The organism is Pseudomonas fluorescens (genome assembly GCF_000730425.1).
GTDB lineage: Bacteria > Pseudomonadota > Gammaproteobacteria > Pseudomonadales > Pseudomonadaceae > Aquipseudomonas > Aquipseudomonas fluorescens_X.
This window is the reverse complement of sequence record NZ_CP008896.1, coordinates 484,688-500,206: the sequence shown is the minus strand read 5'-3', so window position 1 is coordinate 500,206 and position 15,519 is coordinate 484,688. Positions and strand designations below refer to the sequence as shown.

The 15,519-nt window shown below is 62.1% G+C and carries 13 protein-coding genes; 3 read left to right on the top strand and 10 right to left on the bottom strand.

Annotated elements, in window-relative coordinates:
* Nucleotides 1-53 precede the first annotated feature (53 nt).
* Complete coding sequence (locus HZ99_RS02060; RefSeq protein ID WP_038440985.1) at nucleotides 54-887, top strand: helix-turn-helix domain-containing protein; 834 nt, start codon at nucleotides 54-56, stop codon at nucleotides 885-887.
* On the opposite strand, the gene HZ99_RS02055 is transcribed toward HZ99_RS02060, so the two are convergent.
* The 5 genes from HZ99_RS02055 to HZ99_RS02035 form a co-directional block, all read right to left on the bottom strand.
* Entirely contained in the window at nucleotides 874-3,711 is a 2,838-nt protein-coding gene (locus HZ99_RS02055) for a TonB-dependent receptor (RefSeq protein ID WP_038440982.1), read from the bottom strand. The genes HZ99_RS02060 and HZ99_RS02055 overlap by 14 nt on opposite strands.
* Before the next feature lie 96 nt (nucleotides 3,712-3,807).
* Nucleotides 3,808-4,773, bottom strand: a complete 966-nt coding sequence (locus tag HZ99_RS02050) for a FecR domain-containing protein (RefSeq protein WP_038440981.1) — start codon at nucleotides 4,771-4,773, stop codon at nucleotides 3,808-3,810.
* Nucleotides 4,770-5,276, bottom strand: coding sequence for a sigma-70 family RNA polymerase sigma factor (locus HZ99_RS02045; protein ID WP_038440979.1), 507 nt, complete (start codon nucleotides 5,274-5,276; stop codon nucleotides 4,770-4,772). Before HZ99_RS02045 ends, HZ99_RS02050 begins: the two co-directional genes overlap by 4 nt.
* A gap of 75 nt (nucleotides 5,277-5,351) precedes the next feature.
* The gene (locus HZ99_RS02040; RefSeq protein WP_038440976.1) at nucleotides 5,352-6,377 is read right to left on the bottom strand and encodes an LLM class oxidoreductase; all 1,026 of its coding nucleotides are present in this window, start codon (nucleotides 6,375-6,377) and stop codon (nucleotides 5,352-5,354) included.
* A gap of 23 nt (nucleotides 6,378-6,400) precedes the next feature.
* The gene (locus HZ99_RS02035) at nucleotides 6,401-7,036 is read right to left on the bottom strand and encodes a glutathione S-transferase family protein (RefSeq protein WP_038440974.1); all 636 of its coding nucleotides are present in this window, start codon (nucleotides 7,034-7,036) and stop codon (nucleotides 6,401-6,403) included.
* 142 nt (nucleotides 7,037-7,178) lie between these two features.
* Here HZ99_RS02035 and HZ99_RS02030 point away from each other — a divergent pair, with 142 nt between their 5' ends.
* Nucleotides 7,179-8,060, top strand: coding sequence for a LysR substrate-binding domain-containing protein (locus HZ99_RS02030; protein ID WP_038440972.1), 882 nt, complete (start codon nucleotides 7,179-7,181; stop codon nucleotides 8,058-8,060).
* A gap of 190 nt (nucleotides 8,061-8,250) precedes the next feature.
* Here HZ99_RS02030 and HZ99_RS02025 read toward each other — a convergent pair whose 3' ends face one another.
* On the bottom strand, nucleotides 8,251-8,607 hold the full coding sequence (locus HZ99_RS02025) for a DUF1937 family protein (protein WP_038440971.1): 357 nt from the start codon (nucleotides 8,605-8,607) through the stop codon (nucleotides 8,251-8,253).
* Between the two features lie 56 nt (nucleotides 8,608-8,663).
* Nucleotides 8,664-9,908, bottom strand: coding sequence for an ethanolamine utilization protein EutH (gene eutH, locus HZ99_RS02020; RefSeq protein WP_038440970.1), 1,245 nt, complete (start codon nucleotides 9,906-9,908; stop codon nucleotides 8,664-8,666).
* A 386-nt stretch (nucleotides 9,909-10,294) separates the two neighbouring features.
* Between eutH and HZ99_RS02015 the strand changes: the two genes are divergently transcribed.
* Nucleotides 10,295-11,074: a DeoR/GlpR family DNA-binding transcription regulator gene (locus HZ99_RS02015; RefSeq protein ID WP_038440969.1), complete on the top strand. Its 780-nt coding sequence runs from the start codon at nucleotides 10,295-10,297 to the stop codon at nucleotides 11,072-11,074.
* Between the two features lie 4 nt (nucleotides 11,075-11,078).
* On the opposite strand, the gene HZ99_RS02010 is transcribed toward HZ99_RS02015, so the two are convergent.
* The 3 genes from HZ99_RS02010 to HZ99_RS02000 are packed head-to-tail and all read right to left on the bottom strand — an operon-like array spanning nucleotide 11,079 to nucleotide 15,154.
* The gene (locus HZ99_RS02010; protein ID WP_038440968.1) at nucleotides 11,079-12,494 is read right to left on the bottom strand and encodes an FGGY family carbohydrate kinase; all 1,416 of its coding nucleotides are present in this window, start codon (nucleotides 12,492-12,494) and stop codon (nucleotides 11,079-11,081) included.
* A gap of 25 nt (nucleotides 12,495-12,519) precedes the next feature.
* The gene (locus tag HZ99_RS02005; protein WP_038440967.1) at nucleotides 12,520-13,758 is read right to left on the bottom strand and encodes an NAD(P)/FAD-dependent oxidoreductase; all 1,239 of its coding nucleotides are present in this window, start codon (nucleotides 13,756-13,758) and stop codon (nucleotides 12,520-12,522) included.
* A complete protein-coding gene (locus HZ99_RS02000; protein WP_038440965.1) occupies nucleotides 13,745-15,154 on the bottom strand; it encodes an NAD(P)/FAD-dependent oxidoreductase in 1,410 nt (469 codons plus the stop codon). The genes HZ99_RS02005 and HZ99_RS02000 overlap by 14 nt, the downstream gene beginning before the upstream one ends.
* Between the last annotated feature and the right edge of the window lie 365 nt (nucleotides 15,155-15,519).

Genomic DNA, 15,519 nt, shown 5'->3' with positions numbered 1-15,519 from the left:
AATGACCTGCAAGGTCATGGACGCCACCCGCCCCGCCCTGCCAGAGTCAACCCATGAGCCGTCCACCTTTCCCCCGAGCCACACCCGATACCGACGCAGGCACACAATTACGGCTGTTGCGCCGCCAGGCGAAGTTGAGCCAGTTGGAACTGGCGCTGATCAGTGGTGTTTCCCAACGCCATTTGAGCTGTATCGAAACCGGCCGCGCCAAGGCCAGCCCCGGCACGTTGCACAACCTGCTCAGCGTCCTCGACGTGCCGCTGGAACACTGCAACAGCCTGTTCCTCGCGGCCGGCTACGCCCCACGCTATGAGGCCACGCCACTGACTGCACCGGCGATGGACGCCATTCGGGAGGCTATCAACCATGTGCTGAAGGCCAACAACCCGGCACCGGCCATCGTGCTCGGTAGCCAGTGGGAAGTGCTCGCGGCCAACGCCAGCACCCAGGTCCTGTTTGATCTGGTGGGTTTGGCGCCAGAGGCTGCACAGGGCCTGAACCTGCTGACGACCCTGCTGCAACCGGGTGGCCTGGGCGACCACTTGCTCAATGCCGACGAAATCCGCAATCTCGCCTGGCAGCGGGCTGCCCGCGAAGCATTGGGCAACCCGACCCTGGCCACGCTGCTGGAAAGCCTGCCAGTGCCGCAGGGCTCGACGCCCCTGGCCAATGAGCTGCCGCCACTGGTGCTGACGCGCATCCACTCGCGGCATGGCGAACTGGATTTCATGTCCACTTTCACCACTTTCGGCATGCCCCAGGACATCACCGTCACCTCATTGCGCATCGAGCATCTGATCCCGGCCAACCCCCACACGTGGCAAGTCATGACCGCAGCCTACGAACAATCCCTGGACCTGCCGGCGCCTGCAGTCAGAATTGGGTGACCACCCCCATGCGTAGCGTACGCCCCGGTGCCGGCATGAAACTCTGGGCCAGCGGGTCCAGGTAGTAACGATTGGTCAGGTTATCCAGCGACACGTTGAACTTGGTGTGGTCCTGCCATTTGTAGTTGAGGAACAGGTCCACCAGTGCCACTTCGCGATAGACCAACTGCGGCGTGGTGGCGCCGGTTTGCCAGGGCTTGTCGGCAGTGACGGTCGGGCCCGAGGTGTAGGTCAAGCGCCCGCCGACCGTCAGGCTCTGGTCAAGGAAACGCAGGCCCGTGGTCAGGTTGCCGGCCACCCGTGGCGGGTTTTGGGTGTTGGTGTACGAGCCCATGAAGCTGCCCGGTGTGCAGTTGGGGGTGTTGTCAGTTTTCTGCCAGCGGCTGGAACTGGCCCGCAGGCGCGCGGCGAAGGCCGAGTCGCAGGTTTCGGTCTTCAGGTAGTAGGTCGACGACAGGTCGGCAAATACCCAGCCGGCATCGTATTTCGATTGCAGTTCCAGGCCGCTGGTCTTGAAACTGTCGGTATTGCTGAAGCTCATCAGGCCCATCAGGCCAGGGCTCGGGTCGTAATAACGGGTCACGTAGTTCTTGATGGTGTTGTTGAAGTACGCCAGCTTGATCGCCGCCGAGTCGTTGTCCACCAGCAGGCCTTTTTGCATCGTGCTCGCGCCGATTTCCCAGTTGCTCGAACGCTCGGGTTTCAAGCTCTTGCCGGGCATGGTCTGTAACGTGCCCTGGCTGGTTTCAAACAACGAAGGCATGCGCAGGCCCTGGGTGTACGAGGCGTAGACAAAGGTGTCAGGCGCTACTTCATAGTTGATGCCAATGGCCGGTGAAAAGGCGCCCTTGCTGTTACTGTGCTTGCCCGAATAGGTGTAGCCGGTGACCACTTCGCCGACCTGCGAGGGGTAGACCCGCGTGCCAATGCCGCCATAGTCGTTGTAGCGCGGGCCCTCGAATGGGTGGTTGGTGTCGCTGAACACGATCCCGTTGTTCAGGCGCGGGTCCGTGGCGTCGGTGTATTGGCCGTTTTCGTCGGGGAACCACAGCATATGGCCGTAGCTACCCGGTTTGATCACGCTCACATAGCGCGCTTCACGCTCCTCGCGCTGGGCGGTGGCACGTGGCACATGGTCCTTGGTGCGGTAGTAGGTATAGCGCCCGCCGCCCCACAACGTCAGTTCGTCAACGGGCTTGTACTCCAGCTTGCCGTTGAGGCTGAACTCCTTGCGCGAACCGTCACGCAGGCTGCGGTTGGCATTGATATCGTGCTGCGTGGTGACCACGCTCTTTTGCGGCTGCAGTTCCTCGATCTGGAACGAGCCCCCCAGGTCCATCTTGAAGTCACCATATTGCGTGTCAAAACGCGAGATGTTGGTCAGGTCGCCACCGATGCGCCGGTTGTCCTGACGGGTCCAGTTGCGGTCCGAACGATAGGCCTGGGAGGTGGGCGCCAGCACCGAGGTCAACTGGCTGGTCTTGGCATCGGTCATCCACAGGTTGGTGGTCAGGTCCACCAGCATATTGCCCGTCGGCAGATAGTGGTGCCGGGCGGTGTAGGTGTCGATCTGGGTACGCCCGCGTGGATACTGGTAGATGCCGCCGGTGCCGAAACGGAAGATGTCCGACGGCATGATCTCACCCATGCGCCCATCGTATCGGCTGTAACCGAAGTCGAAGGTGTGGCCATCGGCCGGGCGCAGGGTGGTCTTGAGCAGGATCGATTCGGTCTCTGCCGAGGAGTTCAACACTTCTTCGCCGGCGTTGTAGGTGGTGGCCACGGTCATGTTTTCGCTGCCATAGCGGTCAAAGGTCCGGTAGCGATCCTGACCGTGCTTGCCGGAGAAATAGTTGCCTTGGTTGCGGTGGGCGTAGGCAGCCACCACATCAAACATTTCATGGGTATAGGCAAACGCGGCACTGCCAGACTGCGAATCAGAACCGAACAACCCGCCACGGCTCCGGTGCGGCTCGGCATACAGGTCTTCGGTGGTCGAGTGGCTGTTGCGCGAGGCCGGCGCGACGCCGTTGTTCCACAGATCGCCCTTCAGGCGCAGGCCTACGTTCTTGCCATCGCGCAGGATGTCATCGACCCCCAGGGTGCGGATCGCCACGGTGCCGCCGATGGCACTGGAGGCCAGGCTGGGGCCTTTGTCGATGGACACATCGCTGATCAGGTCAGGGTCGATGTAACTACGCTGTTGCGTACCGGCATAGCCGCGATAGACATCCAGCGCCTGCTGCGAGCCGTCCACCGTGACCGCCACCCGGCTTTGCCCCTGGATCCCGCGGATATTCACATCCAGGCCACCACCATTGCGGCTGTCCCCTACCTGTACCCCAGGCTGGCCCTTGAGCACGTCGCCGGCGGAAATCACGCCAAAGCGCTGCACTTCTTCCGAAGAGATATAAACGGACGAACGCGGGGCCGAGTAGACGGCTTTCTTCTCAAGGTCCTCGCCGAGGACTTTCTGCGACGGCAGCACTAGCGCACTGGTCGCCGGATGCAGTTCAAAGCTGCCATCGACCTGGCGCTGGAAGCTCAGCCCCGTGCCCGCCAACAACCGCGCCAGCCCGGCTTCGGCTGTGAAATTCCCGTGCAGGCCGCTACTGCGCTTGCCCGCCGTGAGCGTCGAACTGCCTGCCATGCTGATACCTGCCTGTACGCCGAAACGCGAGAGCGCCTGGTCCAGGGGGCCGGCGTCAATGCTGTAGGGCTGGCGCTCGGCCTGGGCGAAAACCGCCGTGCTGTACAGCGGTTGCAGGCTGAGTAACAGCAGACCCAATGTGCGGGTGCGCAAGACACTTGCGGGAGAAATCATGCAGGGCTCCTAGAGGTGAAGGCCCACCTGTTTCGGTGGGTTATTCCCATAGGCCAAGCGAGTTTTGAAAAACTACGGCGGGGGAGTAAAAAAATTTCAGACCGGCACCACAGTCACCCAATAGCGGGTCCGACGTTCGATGCGCACTGGTAGCGCATGGGCCACCAATGCCAGCGCAGCGTCGGTGTCGTCCAGCTGGAAGCTACCGGTCACGCGCAATGCCGCCACCTGCTCACTGCATCGCAAGACGCCCGGGCGGTAACGGGAAAGTTCGGCCAACAGCACATCCAGGCGCATCCGCTCGGCAGGCAGAATCCCACGCAACCAGGCCTGGGCCAGAAACCCATCGGTTGGCCGTGGTGCACTCACCCCCTGGCGATCCACCCGGGTCTGCCACCCCGCCGCCACCGCCATCGATGACGGCGCGCGCGGCGAACTCACGTCAACCAAGCCACGCAATACAGTAATCCAGGTGCCCTGTTGATCATGACGCACCAGCAGATTGGCATCCTGGCTACTCAGTAGGGCATCCGGCGTCACCAGTTGCAGCGGGCGCGACTCCAAACGTGCATCCAGCGCGACCTCGCCCTCGATCAGCTGCACACGGCGCAGCTGTGCGGTGAGGTCCAGGCTGACGGCGCTGGCGGTGTTCAGCCACAGTGAACTGCCATCGGCCAGGGTCCAGCGGCGACGTTCGCCGGTCGCCGTGCGATAAGTGGCAAAAGCTGTGCGCACCAGGGTCGACTCGGCACCCTGCCAGGACAGACCCGCCAGCAGGCCCACCCCCAACAAGCACTTGAGCACCTGCCGGCGTCGCGCCGGATCAGCCCCGGCAGACTCCAATGCCCGCCGTGCGGTGACATCCGCCAACAGGTTGGCACCGGGCTGGAGCCGCAGTGGCAAGCTGGCGACACGTTGCCAGGCGTATTCGTGCTCGGCGCTAGCCTGGCGCCAATGCTGCAACGCCAGGTGATCAGCCGGGCTCATCATTCCGGACTGCAACCTGACGATCCAATCGATAGCCGTTTCGCGGATAGGCGGTGCAACCGCAGTGCCATTCATTCAAAACGGCTCGCGTAGCACACGCTGAAGGCCTTGCCCATTGCCCGCTGCACCTGGGCCACGCTCAAGCTCAACTGCTTGGCGATTTGCGGGTAAGTCAGGCCATCGAGCTGGGACAAAAAGAAAATCTTGCGCACCTGCGTCGACAAGCCCACCAGCAGCGAGTCGAGTTGCAGCAGGGTTTCGATCATCAAGTAGCGTGTTTCCGGCGACGGTTCCTCGCCTTCCGGGCGTGCGGCAAGCGCCTCAAGGTAGGCCCGCTCAATGGCCTGGCGGCGCCAGCGGTTGATCAGCAAGCCATTGGCGATCGTCGCCAGAAATGCCATGGGCTGGCGTACCTCACGCACATCCTGCTGCGTGCGCAATACTCGGATGAAGGTGTCGTGCGCCAGGTCCTCGGCATCGGCGCGATGCCCCAGGCGACGCTGCAACCAGCCGCGCAGCCAGGGGTGATGACGGGTATAGAGTTGTTCGACGGGCGAGACGAGACTGTCGTCGTACATGTCAGGTCCAATGAGTGCTAATGATAATACTTCTCATTTTAATATCTGGACCTGACCCTTGTACAGCCTCGCCTGCTACCACTGTTGCGGATGTGGCTGCGGGCCGGCCAATGCCGGGAACAGCGGCAACACCTCTTGCGCCAGTTCCTGAATGATCTCGGCCACCGGGCGCTGCGCCATCTGGATTCCCAGCGCAGCATGGTTGACACCGGCATCGCGCCATTGCCCAAGCAAGTCGATCAAGCCCTTGCGCCCGGTCTTGAGCACATAGCCGCCCTGCATGGGCGTCCGTGGGAAGTCCGGGTCGTCGGCCAGGTCGATCCATTCATTGGTCATGTGTGGGCGAAAGCCACCGCCTGGAATGGCATCGCGCCAGGTACGGATTTTTTCCGCCAGGCGTCGCGGCCCCATCACGTTGTGGGTGCTGCCCGGGTACGTCAGCCAGCCATCGGCCTGCTCACCCAGCCACTGCATCGACTGGCGGGACGAGCCGGTGACAATCAGGGGAATGCGCCCGGTCACGGGCTTGGGCAACAAGTACGCATCGCTCAACCGCCCCAGCGGTGACTGAATATCCGGCGCCGTGCTCGCCAATAACTGCCGAAAGTAATCCACCGACTGCGCAAAGCGCTCGGCACGCGCGCCATGCTCCAGGCCGTAGGCGGGAAACTCCACGGCACGATCACCCGAGGCGATGCCCATCACCAGCCGTCCACCGGACAACCGATCAACCGTCGCGGCGGCTTTCGCCAAATCAATCGGATGGCGCAACGAGAACACTGCACTGCCGGTGACCAGGGCAATATTGCGGGTCTGGGCCGCCAGGTATGCCAGGTAAGCAAAGGGGTCGAACACCTGGCCGGCGTCCCCAAAAGACGGGTCGAACAGCGGCACGTCACGCACCCAGATCGCGGCAAAACCCAGGCGGTCGATCTCGCTGACCCATTGCGCCTGGCCGGCGAGGACCGCCATGTCGCCTTCATAGAAACGCAGTGGCAGGAAGATCCCCAGGGTCAGTTGGTCTGGCGCAAACATGCGGCGGTAGCCAGGGTGATTGGCAAAGGCCGACGCGTTGGTACCACGGGTGATGGTGGAGTTCATAGGGGTTCCTCGGAATGGGTCATTCATGGGCCGGTGGCAGGGGCAGGCAAACGGATACCGCGCTGCACGGCCGGTCGCAGGTTGACCCGCTCATACCATGCGCTCAGGTGCCGGTATTGACTGAAATCGAAGGCAATCACCCGAGCAATGTGCATCCAGCCAAAGTTCGCGATATCGGCGATGGAATAGTTCTCCCCCGCCAACCACACATTGGCGGCCAGTTGCTGGTCGAGGGCGGCAAAGGCCGCTTCGGTCAGTTGCCGATAACGCTGGACCGCCGTGGCGTTGGCGCGGTTGTCGAACAGTTCGAAATGCACGCGCTGGCCCAACAGCGGCCCCACACTAGTGCTGTGAAACATCAGCCAGGCGATCGCCGCCCAACGGGCCGGGCCGGCTTCGGGCAGCAATTGCCCGCTCTTTTGTGCCAGGTACAGCAGGATCGCCGCGGATTCGAACAGGGTGATGCCGGCGCCGTGGTCCACCAATACCGGAATACGCCCATGGGGATTGAGCGCCAGAAAGTCGGGATGACGGTGTTCATGGTGATCGATCTGGACATGGCGCAGGGTATAGGCCAAGCCCATTTCTTCGAGGGCAATAGTGATCTTGAAACCATTGGGCGAGCTGTCGGTGTAAAGCACCAGATCAGGGCTGTGCATTGACGGTTTACCTCAGTCAAGCTAACTTCAGCGAAATTGCTTGAACGCCATATTAGTGAGATAAAACCTGGCCTGGAAACGATACGTTCTCACCTATTACTTTAGATTTTCTAAACCTTATTTCTGACTCGGGAAGCCATCGATGGGCGCCGTTCTCCCCCTGCTGGCGCTGCGCGCCTTCACTGAAATTGCCCGTCTTGGCAGCCTGAAAGCGGCGGCCGAACGCCTGGGGGTAACGCCCGGTGCGATCAGTCAACAGCTACGTTTGCTGGAAGACCGGCTGGGGGTGACGCTGTTCGTGCGCAGCCGCCAAGGGGTGTACCTCACCGCAGCCGGTGCGCGCTTGTATCCGGGCTTGCTGCGCGGTTTCGAGCAGATCGAAAAGGCCATTTCCGGGCTGGCCGACCCCCACGACAACACCCTGACGCTCAGCACCGTCCCCTCCTTCGCTTCAACCTGGCTGGTGCCCAGGCTGGGCCGTTTCAATGCACGCCACCCGGATATCGAAGTGCGCGTAGAGGCGTCAGCCAAGCTGGTGGATTTCCAACGCGAGCGCATCGACATCGCCTTGCGCCATGGCCTGGGCGACTATCCGGGGCTGGAATCGACCCTGCTGATGGCGCCGGTCTTACTGCCCGTGGCCAGCCCGGCCCTGCTGGCCGCAGGACCGCCGATCCACACCCCGCAAGACTGCCTGCACTACCCACTGCTGCAGGATGCCGACCGCGCCGACTGGGGCCTGTGGCTGCAGGCCCATGGCGTCGAGGCCGACAGCCGCGCCCAGCGTGGGCCGAGTTTCGATGAGGACTTTTTGTTGTTGCGCGCAGCAGCAACCGGCCAGGGCATTGCCCTGGTACAAGACCATCACGCCCAGGAAGACCTCGACGCCGGCAAGCTGGTGATCGCCCTCGACAAACCCTGGCCGGCGCAGTTTGCCTATTACGCGGTAACCCGCCCGCAATCACTGAAACGCCCGCAGGTGCGGGCGTTTATCGAATGGATCAGGGAAGAAGCCATCGCGTAATACACAAATGCCCTGCGGCAAATCTTGGCCCCCCCAAAAAAACTGTAGGAGCCGGCTTGCTGGCGATAGCGGTGGAGCAGCCACCAGCTGAAGCCGCCATCGCGGGCAAGCCCGCTCCTACAGGGGACATCGCTGGCAGGAAATGGTCGACGCCGGCCTGCCTGTCACCCAGCCACGGTCGCCGGAAGGACTAGTTGAACTCGCCAGAAACCTCGGACCACAGGCTGACCTTCTGCCCGCGGTTCTTGAAGAACTCGATCTCGCGCTTGATTCCGGAGCTCAGGTCCCAGCCTGGCAAATCAAGGATGATCAGCTCTTCCATCATGTCCATGAACAGCGCATCCACCGGCGCCCACAGCTTGCCGATGGTGGCGCTGTCCTTACCTTCAAACGCCAGGTTGATCGGGTGCGACATCGACACCTGACTGAACACCCCATGGCCCGACTCGATGATCGTGGCCGCCACCTTGTTGCACTGGATAAAGCGCTCATGGGTGACTGACGCATCGGCATGGCTGTAGGGGCAGGCCAGAAAGATCTTTCTCATTATTACCTCAGGGCAGTGCAAGGGCTCGCACCCTTGCGGTGATAGAACAGTGGGCGTCATACCGCCTGGGCAACGGGTACTCCCGGTGCAGCGGCTTCGTCGCGCTCGCGCTCCTGCGCTTCGTAGCGCTGGGCGGCAGGCACGGAGATCTTGATCGCGATCGCCACCGCGAGCAGGCCGCCAAACAGCTTGGCGAGCAGGATCGGCATGATCAGCGTCGGCTGGAAGTTCGCGGTAAAGGCCAGGTGGTCGCCGATGGTGGCCTGCGCGCAGACGCCCAGGGCTACACACAGGACCTTGTCCCGGGCATTCATTTTCTTGAACAGGTGGTAGACCGCGATGATGTTGGCAAACACCATGACAAACGCCGCCGCGCCATCCGCCGACAGGCCAATGTGCCGGCCCAGCACTTCCATAGGCTTCTTGCAGTAGCGGTTGAACAGGTAGCAGATCGGGAAAGTACCGGCGAGCATAATGCCGATATAGCCGGCAATCTCGATGGCCCGGAACAACTCCTTCTCGTCAGCGAACATCGGGTCAAAGCCCCACACGCCGAAGTTTTTCATGAAGAACCCGGTGAAGTGCTCGACGATGGCCAGCGCCAGGACGATCTTGATAAAGGCATCCATCAATTTGCCGAACACCAGGAACCCCGCCACCATCCACGACGCCCGGTAGCGCAGGCCGGCCGCCAGCAGGAAGCAGAACACAAACAGCGGCGCCAGCAACCGCACGCAATCGACAAAGTCCAGGCTCAGGTAATGCAGGGCCGGCGAGGTGGTGGAGACGATGTCTCGTACCGGCAGGTTGAAGGCAGTGATCATCATCAGTGACGCGAGCACGGCAAACGGGATGCTGATCAGCCCGGCCATGGCCCCCAGCGCCAGGTATTTGTGGTCCTTGCGCTCAAGCATCATCAAGCCGACCGGAATCAGGTAGACGATGGTTGCGCCGGAGGTGTAGCCGACGATCATCGCGGTAATCCACATGTCGCGGTTCGCCGCCAGGGCATCGGCAAGCTGGTAGCCTCCCATGTCCACGGCAATGATCGACAGCGCCGCAATGGAGACGTCGGAGCCCATCGCGCCAAAGTACGGCCCGAGTGCGACCTCGATGAATTTCGACAGGTACGGGATCGCGATCATGATCCCCGCCTGCGCCAGGAACACCGGGCCAATGGAGTGGATACCGTTGACAAACTCCTTGCCCAGGCCACTGTCCGGCTTGATCACGGACGCAAACGCGCCCACCACCGCGCCGATCATGATCAGGTAAATAACGTAATTACCGAATTGCGCCATTGCTTTCGCTCCATCTGTACTGAATCAATTGTTTTTGTAGGAGTACGCCCCAGTTCGGTCGCTCCATTGGCCAAACACGTTTACAGCCCCATTTGCGGCGCTTTTACACCCTATTACTAACCATTTCCCATGCCAATCGTGTGTTTCTTGTGGTTTTGCGGGTTAAACCCACTGGAATCGGTCAATTCTATTGCGTAATCTCTGCTCACACCTTTCAACGCAGCGCACTCCAAGGCCGTGAACGGCAAACGCCAATCCCCCGTTCATGCCCTCGGCAACGGCGCTCAAGCGCTCCACCGCGCGCAGCTGCGGCATCATTTGAGTGCCTCGGTAACAACGCTGCGCACCCGTGGCGCATTCATGTAGCAGCAAGAGGATGATGACCCATGCGCCCCAACGAAAGACGCCAACATATCCTTGAGCTGCTGCGCTCGCGTGAGCGTATTTCAGTCGACGAATTGGCACGGACCCTCAGTACTTCGCAAGAGACCATTCGCCGCGACCTTACAGCCCTGGCCGAAGACGGCCAGGTCACTAAGTTCCATGGCGGCGCCTCGCTGCCACCCAGCGGTGAACACGAGAACGCCTTCCAGACCCGGATGAATGAATTCTCCCAGGAGAAACGCGCGGTGGCGCGCTTCGCCGCCGGGCTTTATGCGCCGGGCGACAGCCTGCTGATCGACACCGGCACCACCACCCTGTTCTTTGCCCGCGAACTGGCAAAGCTCAACCGCATCACTGTCATCACCAACTCCTTGTTGATCGCCGCCGCCATTGGCGCCAGCGGTAATCGCGTCTTCATGATCGGCGGCGAATACCGCCCCGAGTCGGAACAGAACATCGGCGCACTGGCCATGGAGCAGATCGCACGCTTCAACGCGGAACATGCGGTAGTCACCATTGGCGCCCTGAACAGCGACGGCGCCTTCGACTTCTCCATCGAAGAGGCGGAAATTACCCGCGCCATGATCGCCCGCACGCGCTACCTCACGGTCATTGCCGACTCCTCGAAGATGGGCAAGCACGCGCTGTTCCAGGTGTTCCCCCTGGAACGCATCGACCGCTTGATCATCGACCGCAAGCCCTTGGGCGAACTGGCCAAGGCCCTGGCCCAGGCCCAGGTTGAAGTACTGCAAGCCCCTGGCCTGAACCGACCCGAATGGTGACCCGTCAGCGCCAGTCGCGGCAGCGCATCACCGCATCACTGAACGAGGCACGCCACTGCTGGGCTTGCTCGGCACTGACTTTAGGGTGAAAGGTGGTGCTGGTGTTACGCGGCGGCTTGAGGGCGACCCCAAGGCCTTTGGCTGCCAGTGCTGCGCAGCCGAACGCGGTCAACTCATCAAAGCGCTGGGTGACAATGCAACGCTGCAAAGCATCGGCAAGGAACTGCGCAAAATACGGGCTGCGTGCCAGGCCGCCATCGATGGACAGGTGGTCAGTGACACTGAGAAACCCGTCCATGGCCGTGATCACTTCAACACTGCGCAACGCCACGCCTTCGAGCACGGCCTGGCACATATCCTGGCGCGTGGTGCTGCCATTCATGCCGACCCACAGGGCTGCCGCGCTGCGATCCCAGTGGGGGCAAGCGAGCCCGGACAATGCCGGCACAAAGGCCAGTTGGCGGCCAATGGCCGGTGGCTCATCGAACGCCGCCAGTTCCGAAAAGTCCGTGAACAAGCCGAGCCGCCCCGCCCACTCCACGGCGGCGCTGGCATCGTACACGCCACCGTCCATGGCATAGGTGGGCGTGCCGTCGATCTGCCAGGCAATGGTTGCCAGCAGGCCCTTTTCCGGCGCGCGGATGATCTGCTCGCCGGTCAATGTCAGGGCAAACGCCCCGGTGCCGAAGGTAATCTTGGCGTCGCCTTCATTGCGGCAACCATGGCCATAGAGTGAGGCTTGCTGGTCGACGATCGAGGCGGTGACCGGCGTGGCGCCGATCTCGCCAAAGTGCCCGACGGTGTCGCGGATCTGCGGCAGGGTGTGCATCGGCACGCCAAACAGCTCGCAGAGCTGGCTGTCCCACTGCCCGGTCGCCAGGTTCATCAGCGAGGTGCGCGAAGCGGTGGTGACATCGGTGGCGAAGACCCCGGTCAGGCGGTCGAGAAAATACGCATCGGTGGTGCCCAGGCGCAGCCGGCCGGCCTGCAACGCGCTCTGCGCCGCTGGCAGGTTGCGCACGATCCAGGCCAGCTTGCTCGCCGAGAAATACGGGTCCAGGGGCAACCCAGCACGCTCCAGGGTCAAGGCTTCGCCGCCGTCGCCACGCAATTGGGCGATCTCGGCCGAGGTGCGATTGTCCTGCCAGACGATAACCGGGGACAACGGCTCGCCGGTCTGGGCATCCCATGCCAGGCAACTTTCGCCCTGGTTGGCAAGGCCGATGGCGTCTACATGGCCGGTGGCCTCCAGGCAACGCTGCAGGTTGTTGAGCAACTCCAGTGGATCGTGCTCCACCCAGCCTGGATGGGGATGGTGTTGCTGGTGGCGCAATGAGAGCTGGATATCGGCAGACCCATTGTCGCTCACCACCAACACGCGGGTGCTGGTGGTGCCTTGATCGAGCGCGGCAATCCGCATGTTAAAGACTCCTCGGCAGGTCTTGTTATTGGCCGACAAAGTCGACTTCGAGTTGCTGTACGCCCTGGGGCAGGTTCAGGCTGGCGATGGGTATCAGAATCCGCCGTTCGGGCAGCGAACTGCCGGCGCGCGACCAGATTTCCTCACCGTCGGCCCGAACCACCAGGCGCCCTTTCACCTCGCGGCTGACCCGCAGTTGCAGGTGTGGCATACCCGCCACAGCAGACAGGCTCAGGCGCTGCGGCACGCAGAGTTTCAAGTCGCCCTTGCAGGCAATCTCGATGCTCGGCGCGGCAGCCGGCAATTGCCCCTGCAAGTCGCGGGCGATCATCGTAGCGATCTTATGGCCTTCGCGAAACGACCAACCTGCCGTCTCAACGGGACGCAGCAGATTGCCCGCAGCAAAGTAGGCCGGGTCTGAACAGCGCCCGTATTGATCGATATGCGGGCCACCGCTTTTGAGATCGAGCCGCAGGTCACTCAAGCGCACCAGGCTGGATTCGGGGGTGAACTGGCCGGTGAGCAGCACGCCGTCACAGTCAAACGTCTGGGTCTGCCCATTGGCCAGGCGCACCGTCGCCCCCTCCACCCGCCCGGTACCGTGGATTTGCAGGAGTTGCGCGCCGAAATGCATCGGCACCCCGCACAGCCGTGGGAACAGCGACAGCGGCCAGCGCGCCGTGGCCCGCGGGTTGACCTCAATCATCGCCACCGGCTGGATCCCCGCGCGCCGGCAACTCATGACCGCCGACAGGCTGACCAGCTCAGTACCGACAATCAACGGACGCTCAAAGGGCTTGAGGTGCTCCAGGTACAGGTAGGACTGGAACGCACCGGTATTGATCACCCCCAGCGGGCGATCACCACCCAGCAGGCGCGCCGAACGTGGTGTTTCCCGGGCTCCGGTGGCGATCAGCACCCGGCGTGCCTGGACAATCCTGGCCCCTTGCGGGCTGACCACCTCCAGGCGTCCACCCTGGCCCATCTGCGTCACCGAGTGCTTGAGGCGGATCTGCACCCCCACCTTCAACGCCTGCGCGACATTTTTGCGCGCATACCCCGGCCCCGTGTAGACCCGGCCATATTCGCGCAAACCAAAGGGCGGATGCCCACAATGGCGCGGGATGCCGCCCGCCTCGGGCTCACGTTCGAGCACCACGACCTTGTCGACACCCAGCTTGCGCAGGGTCATCGCCGCCGACAGTCCCGACGGCCCGCCCCCGATAATCGCGACATCAATGTTTTCGACTTCAATGGGCTTCATGACAAACACCTGTTGCAAGGGGAATGGCCAGATGGCCAGCGCTCAGCTCGGCCACCCGCGCCCCACAATAAAAACCCTGGCAGCGCCCCATGCAGGCACGTGTACGGCGCTTCAGGCCACCGAGGTCACCGGGTGGCAACGCGCTGGCCAAGGCGTTCTGGATTTCCCGCAGGGTCACCATTTCACAGTGGCAGACGATTTCGCCGTAGCCTGGGCTCTGGTAATCGCGCGGCAGATGTTCGGCAAGGTTGGGCAGCGCGGGCCATTGCAAAGTGGGCGCGGGAATCTTCGTGTGCTCGCGCTGATAAAGGCTGAACACATGCCGGGCGATGCCCAGGGCCGCTGTCAGACCGGTGGAGCGGATGCCGCCGACACTGATCCAGTTCTTACCTTCGACCCGCTGCACCCGATACTCTTTCTTTTCCGTGGCGGGCCGCAGCGCAGCGTAGGTGGCGGTGACCGGCATGCCGTCGAGCGCAGGCATACGCTCGACAGCAGCCTCCACCAGCTGGCGCAGCACATCGCTGTCCAGGCCTGCATGCAAGCGGTCTTCCTGTTCTTCGGCGGTAGGCCCCACCAACAGGTTGCCGTAGACCGTGCGAGTCAGGACGATGCCCTTGGTGCGTTCATTGGGCACCGGCAGGATGATATTGCCCAGATAGCGCGCGGCCGCCTTGTCGAACACCACGAACTGGCCTTTGCGCGGGTGAATGGAGAAGCTCGACGCGCCCAGCAACTGCTGCTCCAGCACATCGCCGAACAACCCGGCGCAGTTGATGACCGTGCGGCCCCGGATAAACCCATTGGTGGTTTCCAGGGCCCAGAGGTCGCCATCGAAATAACCGCCGTTGACCTCGGTATTGAACCGCACCTGTGCCCCATGCATCAGGCCCTGAAGCAGATAACCCAGGGGCGCCGACCACGGATCGATCAGGAACTCGCCGGGCACCTGGACCGCCCCCAGGGCATTATGTGCCAAGTGCGGTTCCAGGCTGCGCACCCGCTCACGGCCGATCAGGCTGACATCGGCAATCCCATTGGCGTGTGCCTGCTCGACGATGCCTTGCAACTTGCCCAGGTCATCCTCGCTCCAGGCCACCACCATCGCGCCGGTCTTGAGCAGCGGCAGCGACATCTTCTGGTGGATGTCCAGGTACTCCTGATAGCCGTCCTTCATGCATTGCAGCTCCAGGCTGCCGGTTGGCGCATCGAAGCCGGTGTGCAAGATCGCGCTGTTGCCTTTGCTCGCCCCAGACAGAATGTCCGGGCTTTTTTCCAGCAACAGCACCCGCGCGCCCTCCAGGGTAAAGCGCCGGACCATCGCGCACCCCACAACGCCACCGCCCACCACGATGACGTCGTAGATACCGCTCTGATTCGGGAAGGGTTTGGTCATGATCAAGCCTATGGGTGAAGTGAACGCATGTGTTGTCTTGATAGGGTGCAGGGCATATGCCACTGACCGAACCGGGGTTGGAATGACCGATTGGCCATGGCCATTCACTCATTGCCCAAGGGGGTGGCGGCAGGATGAGCGTTTCCAGCCATGAAAACGTCCAATGTTTGTTGATACCCACGCTTTAAACATTGCGTAGAAAACTGACCGATTCGTTGCCCACCTACCTGACTCTGCCAAAAGGACGTTACTGTGGATTCAGTCAATTCGCACAAAAAGCGCTACCAAACTACACACCAATAGCGAACACCGTTACCTTTGCATACTTTCCACGCACAACCCCGTGTTTGATTGGGTTTATATGC

Coding starts and splice junctions, on each gene's coding strand:
- eutH (WP_038440970.1), bottom strand. CDS start 9,908: ATGGCGCAATTCGGTAATTACGTTATTTACCTGATCATGATCGGCGCG.
- HZ99_RS02045 (WP_038440979.1), bottom strand. CDS start 5,276: ATGTACGACGACAGTCTCGTCTCGCCCGTCGAACAACTCTATACCCGT.
- HZ99_RS02025 (WP_038440971.1), bottom strand. CDS start 8,607: ATGAGAAAGATCTTTCTGGCCTGCCCCTACAGCCATGCCGATGCGTCA.
- HZ99_RS02040 (WP_038440976.1), bottom strand. CDS start 6,377: ATGAACTCCACCATCACCCGTGGTACCAACGCGTCGGCCTTTGCCAAT.
- HZ99_RS02050 (WP_038440981.1), bottom strand. CDS start 4,773: ATGAATGGCACTGCGGTTGCACCGCCTATCCGCGAAACGGCTATCGAT.
- HZ99_RS02010 (WP_038440968.1), bottom strand. CDS start 12,494: ATGCGGATTGCCGCGCTCGATCAAGGCACCACCAGCACCCGCGTGTTG.
- HZ99_RS02000 (WP_038440965.1), bottom strand. CDS start 15,154: ATGACCAAACCCTTCCCGAATCAGAGCGGTATCTACGACGTCATCGTG.
- HZ99_RS02035 (WP_038440974.1), bottom strand. CDS start 7,036: ATGCACAGCCCTGATCTGGTGCTTTACACCGACAGCTCGCCCAATGGT.
- HZ99_RS02005 (WP_038440967.1), bottom strand. CDS start 13,758: ATGAAGCCCATTGAAGTCGAAAACATTGATGTCGCGATTATCGGGGGC.
- HZ99_RS02060 (WP_038440985.1), top strand. CDS start 54: ATGAGCCGTCCACCTTTCCCCCGAGCCACACCCGATACCGACGCAGGC.
- HZ99_RS02030 (WP_038440972.1), top strand. CDS start 7,179: ATGGGCGCCGTTCTCCCCCTGCTGGCGCTGCGCGCCTTCACTGAAATT.
- HZ99_RS02015 (WP_038440969.1), top strand. CDS start 10,295: ATGCGCCCCAACGAAAGACGCCAACATATCCTTGAGCTGCTGCGCTCG.
- HZ99_RS02055 (WP_038440982.1), bottom strand. CDS start 3,711: ATGATTTCTCCCGCAAGTGTCTTGCGCACCCGCACATTGGGTCTGCTG.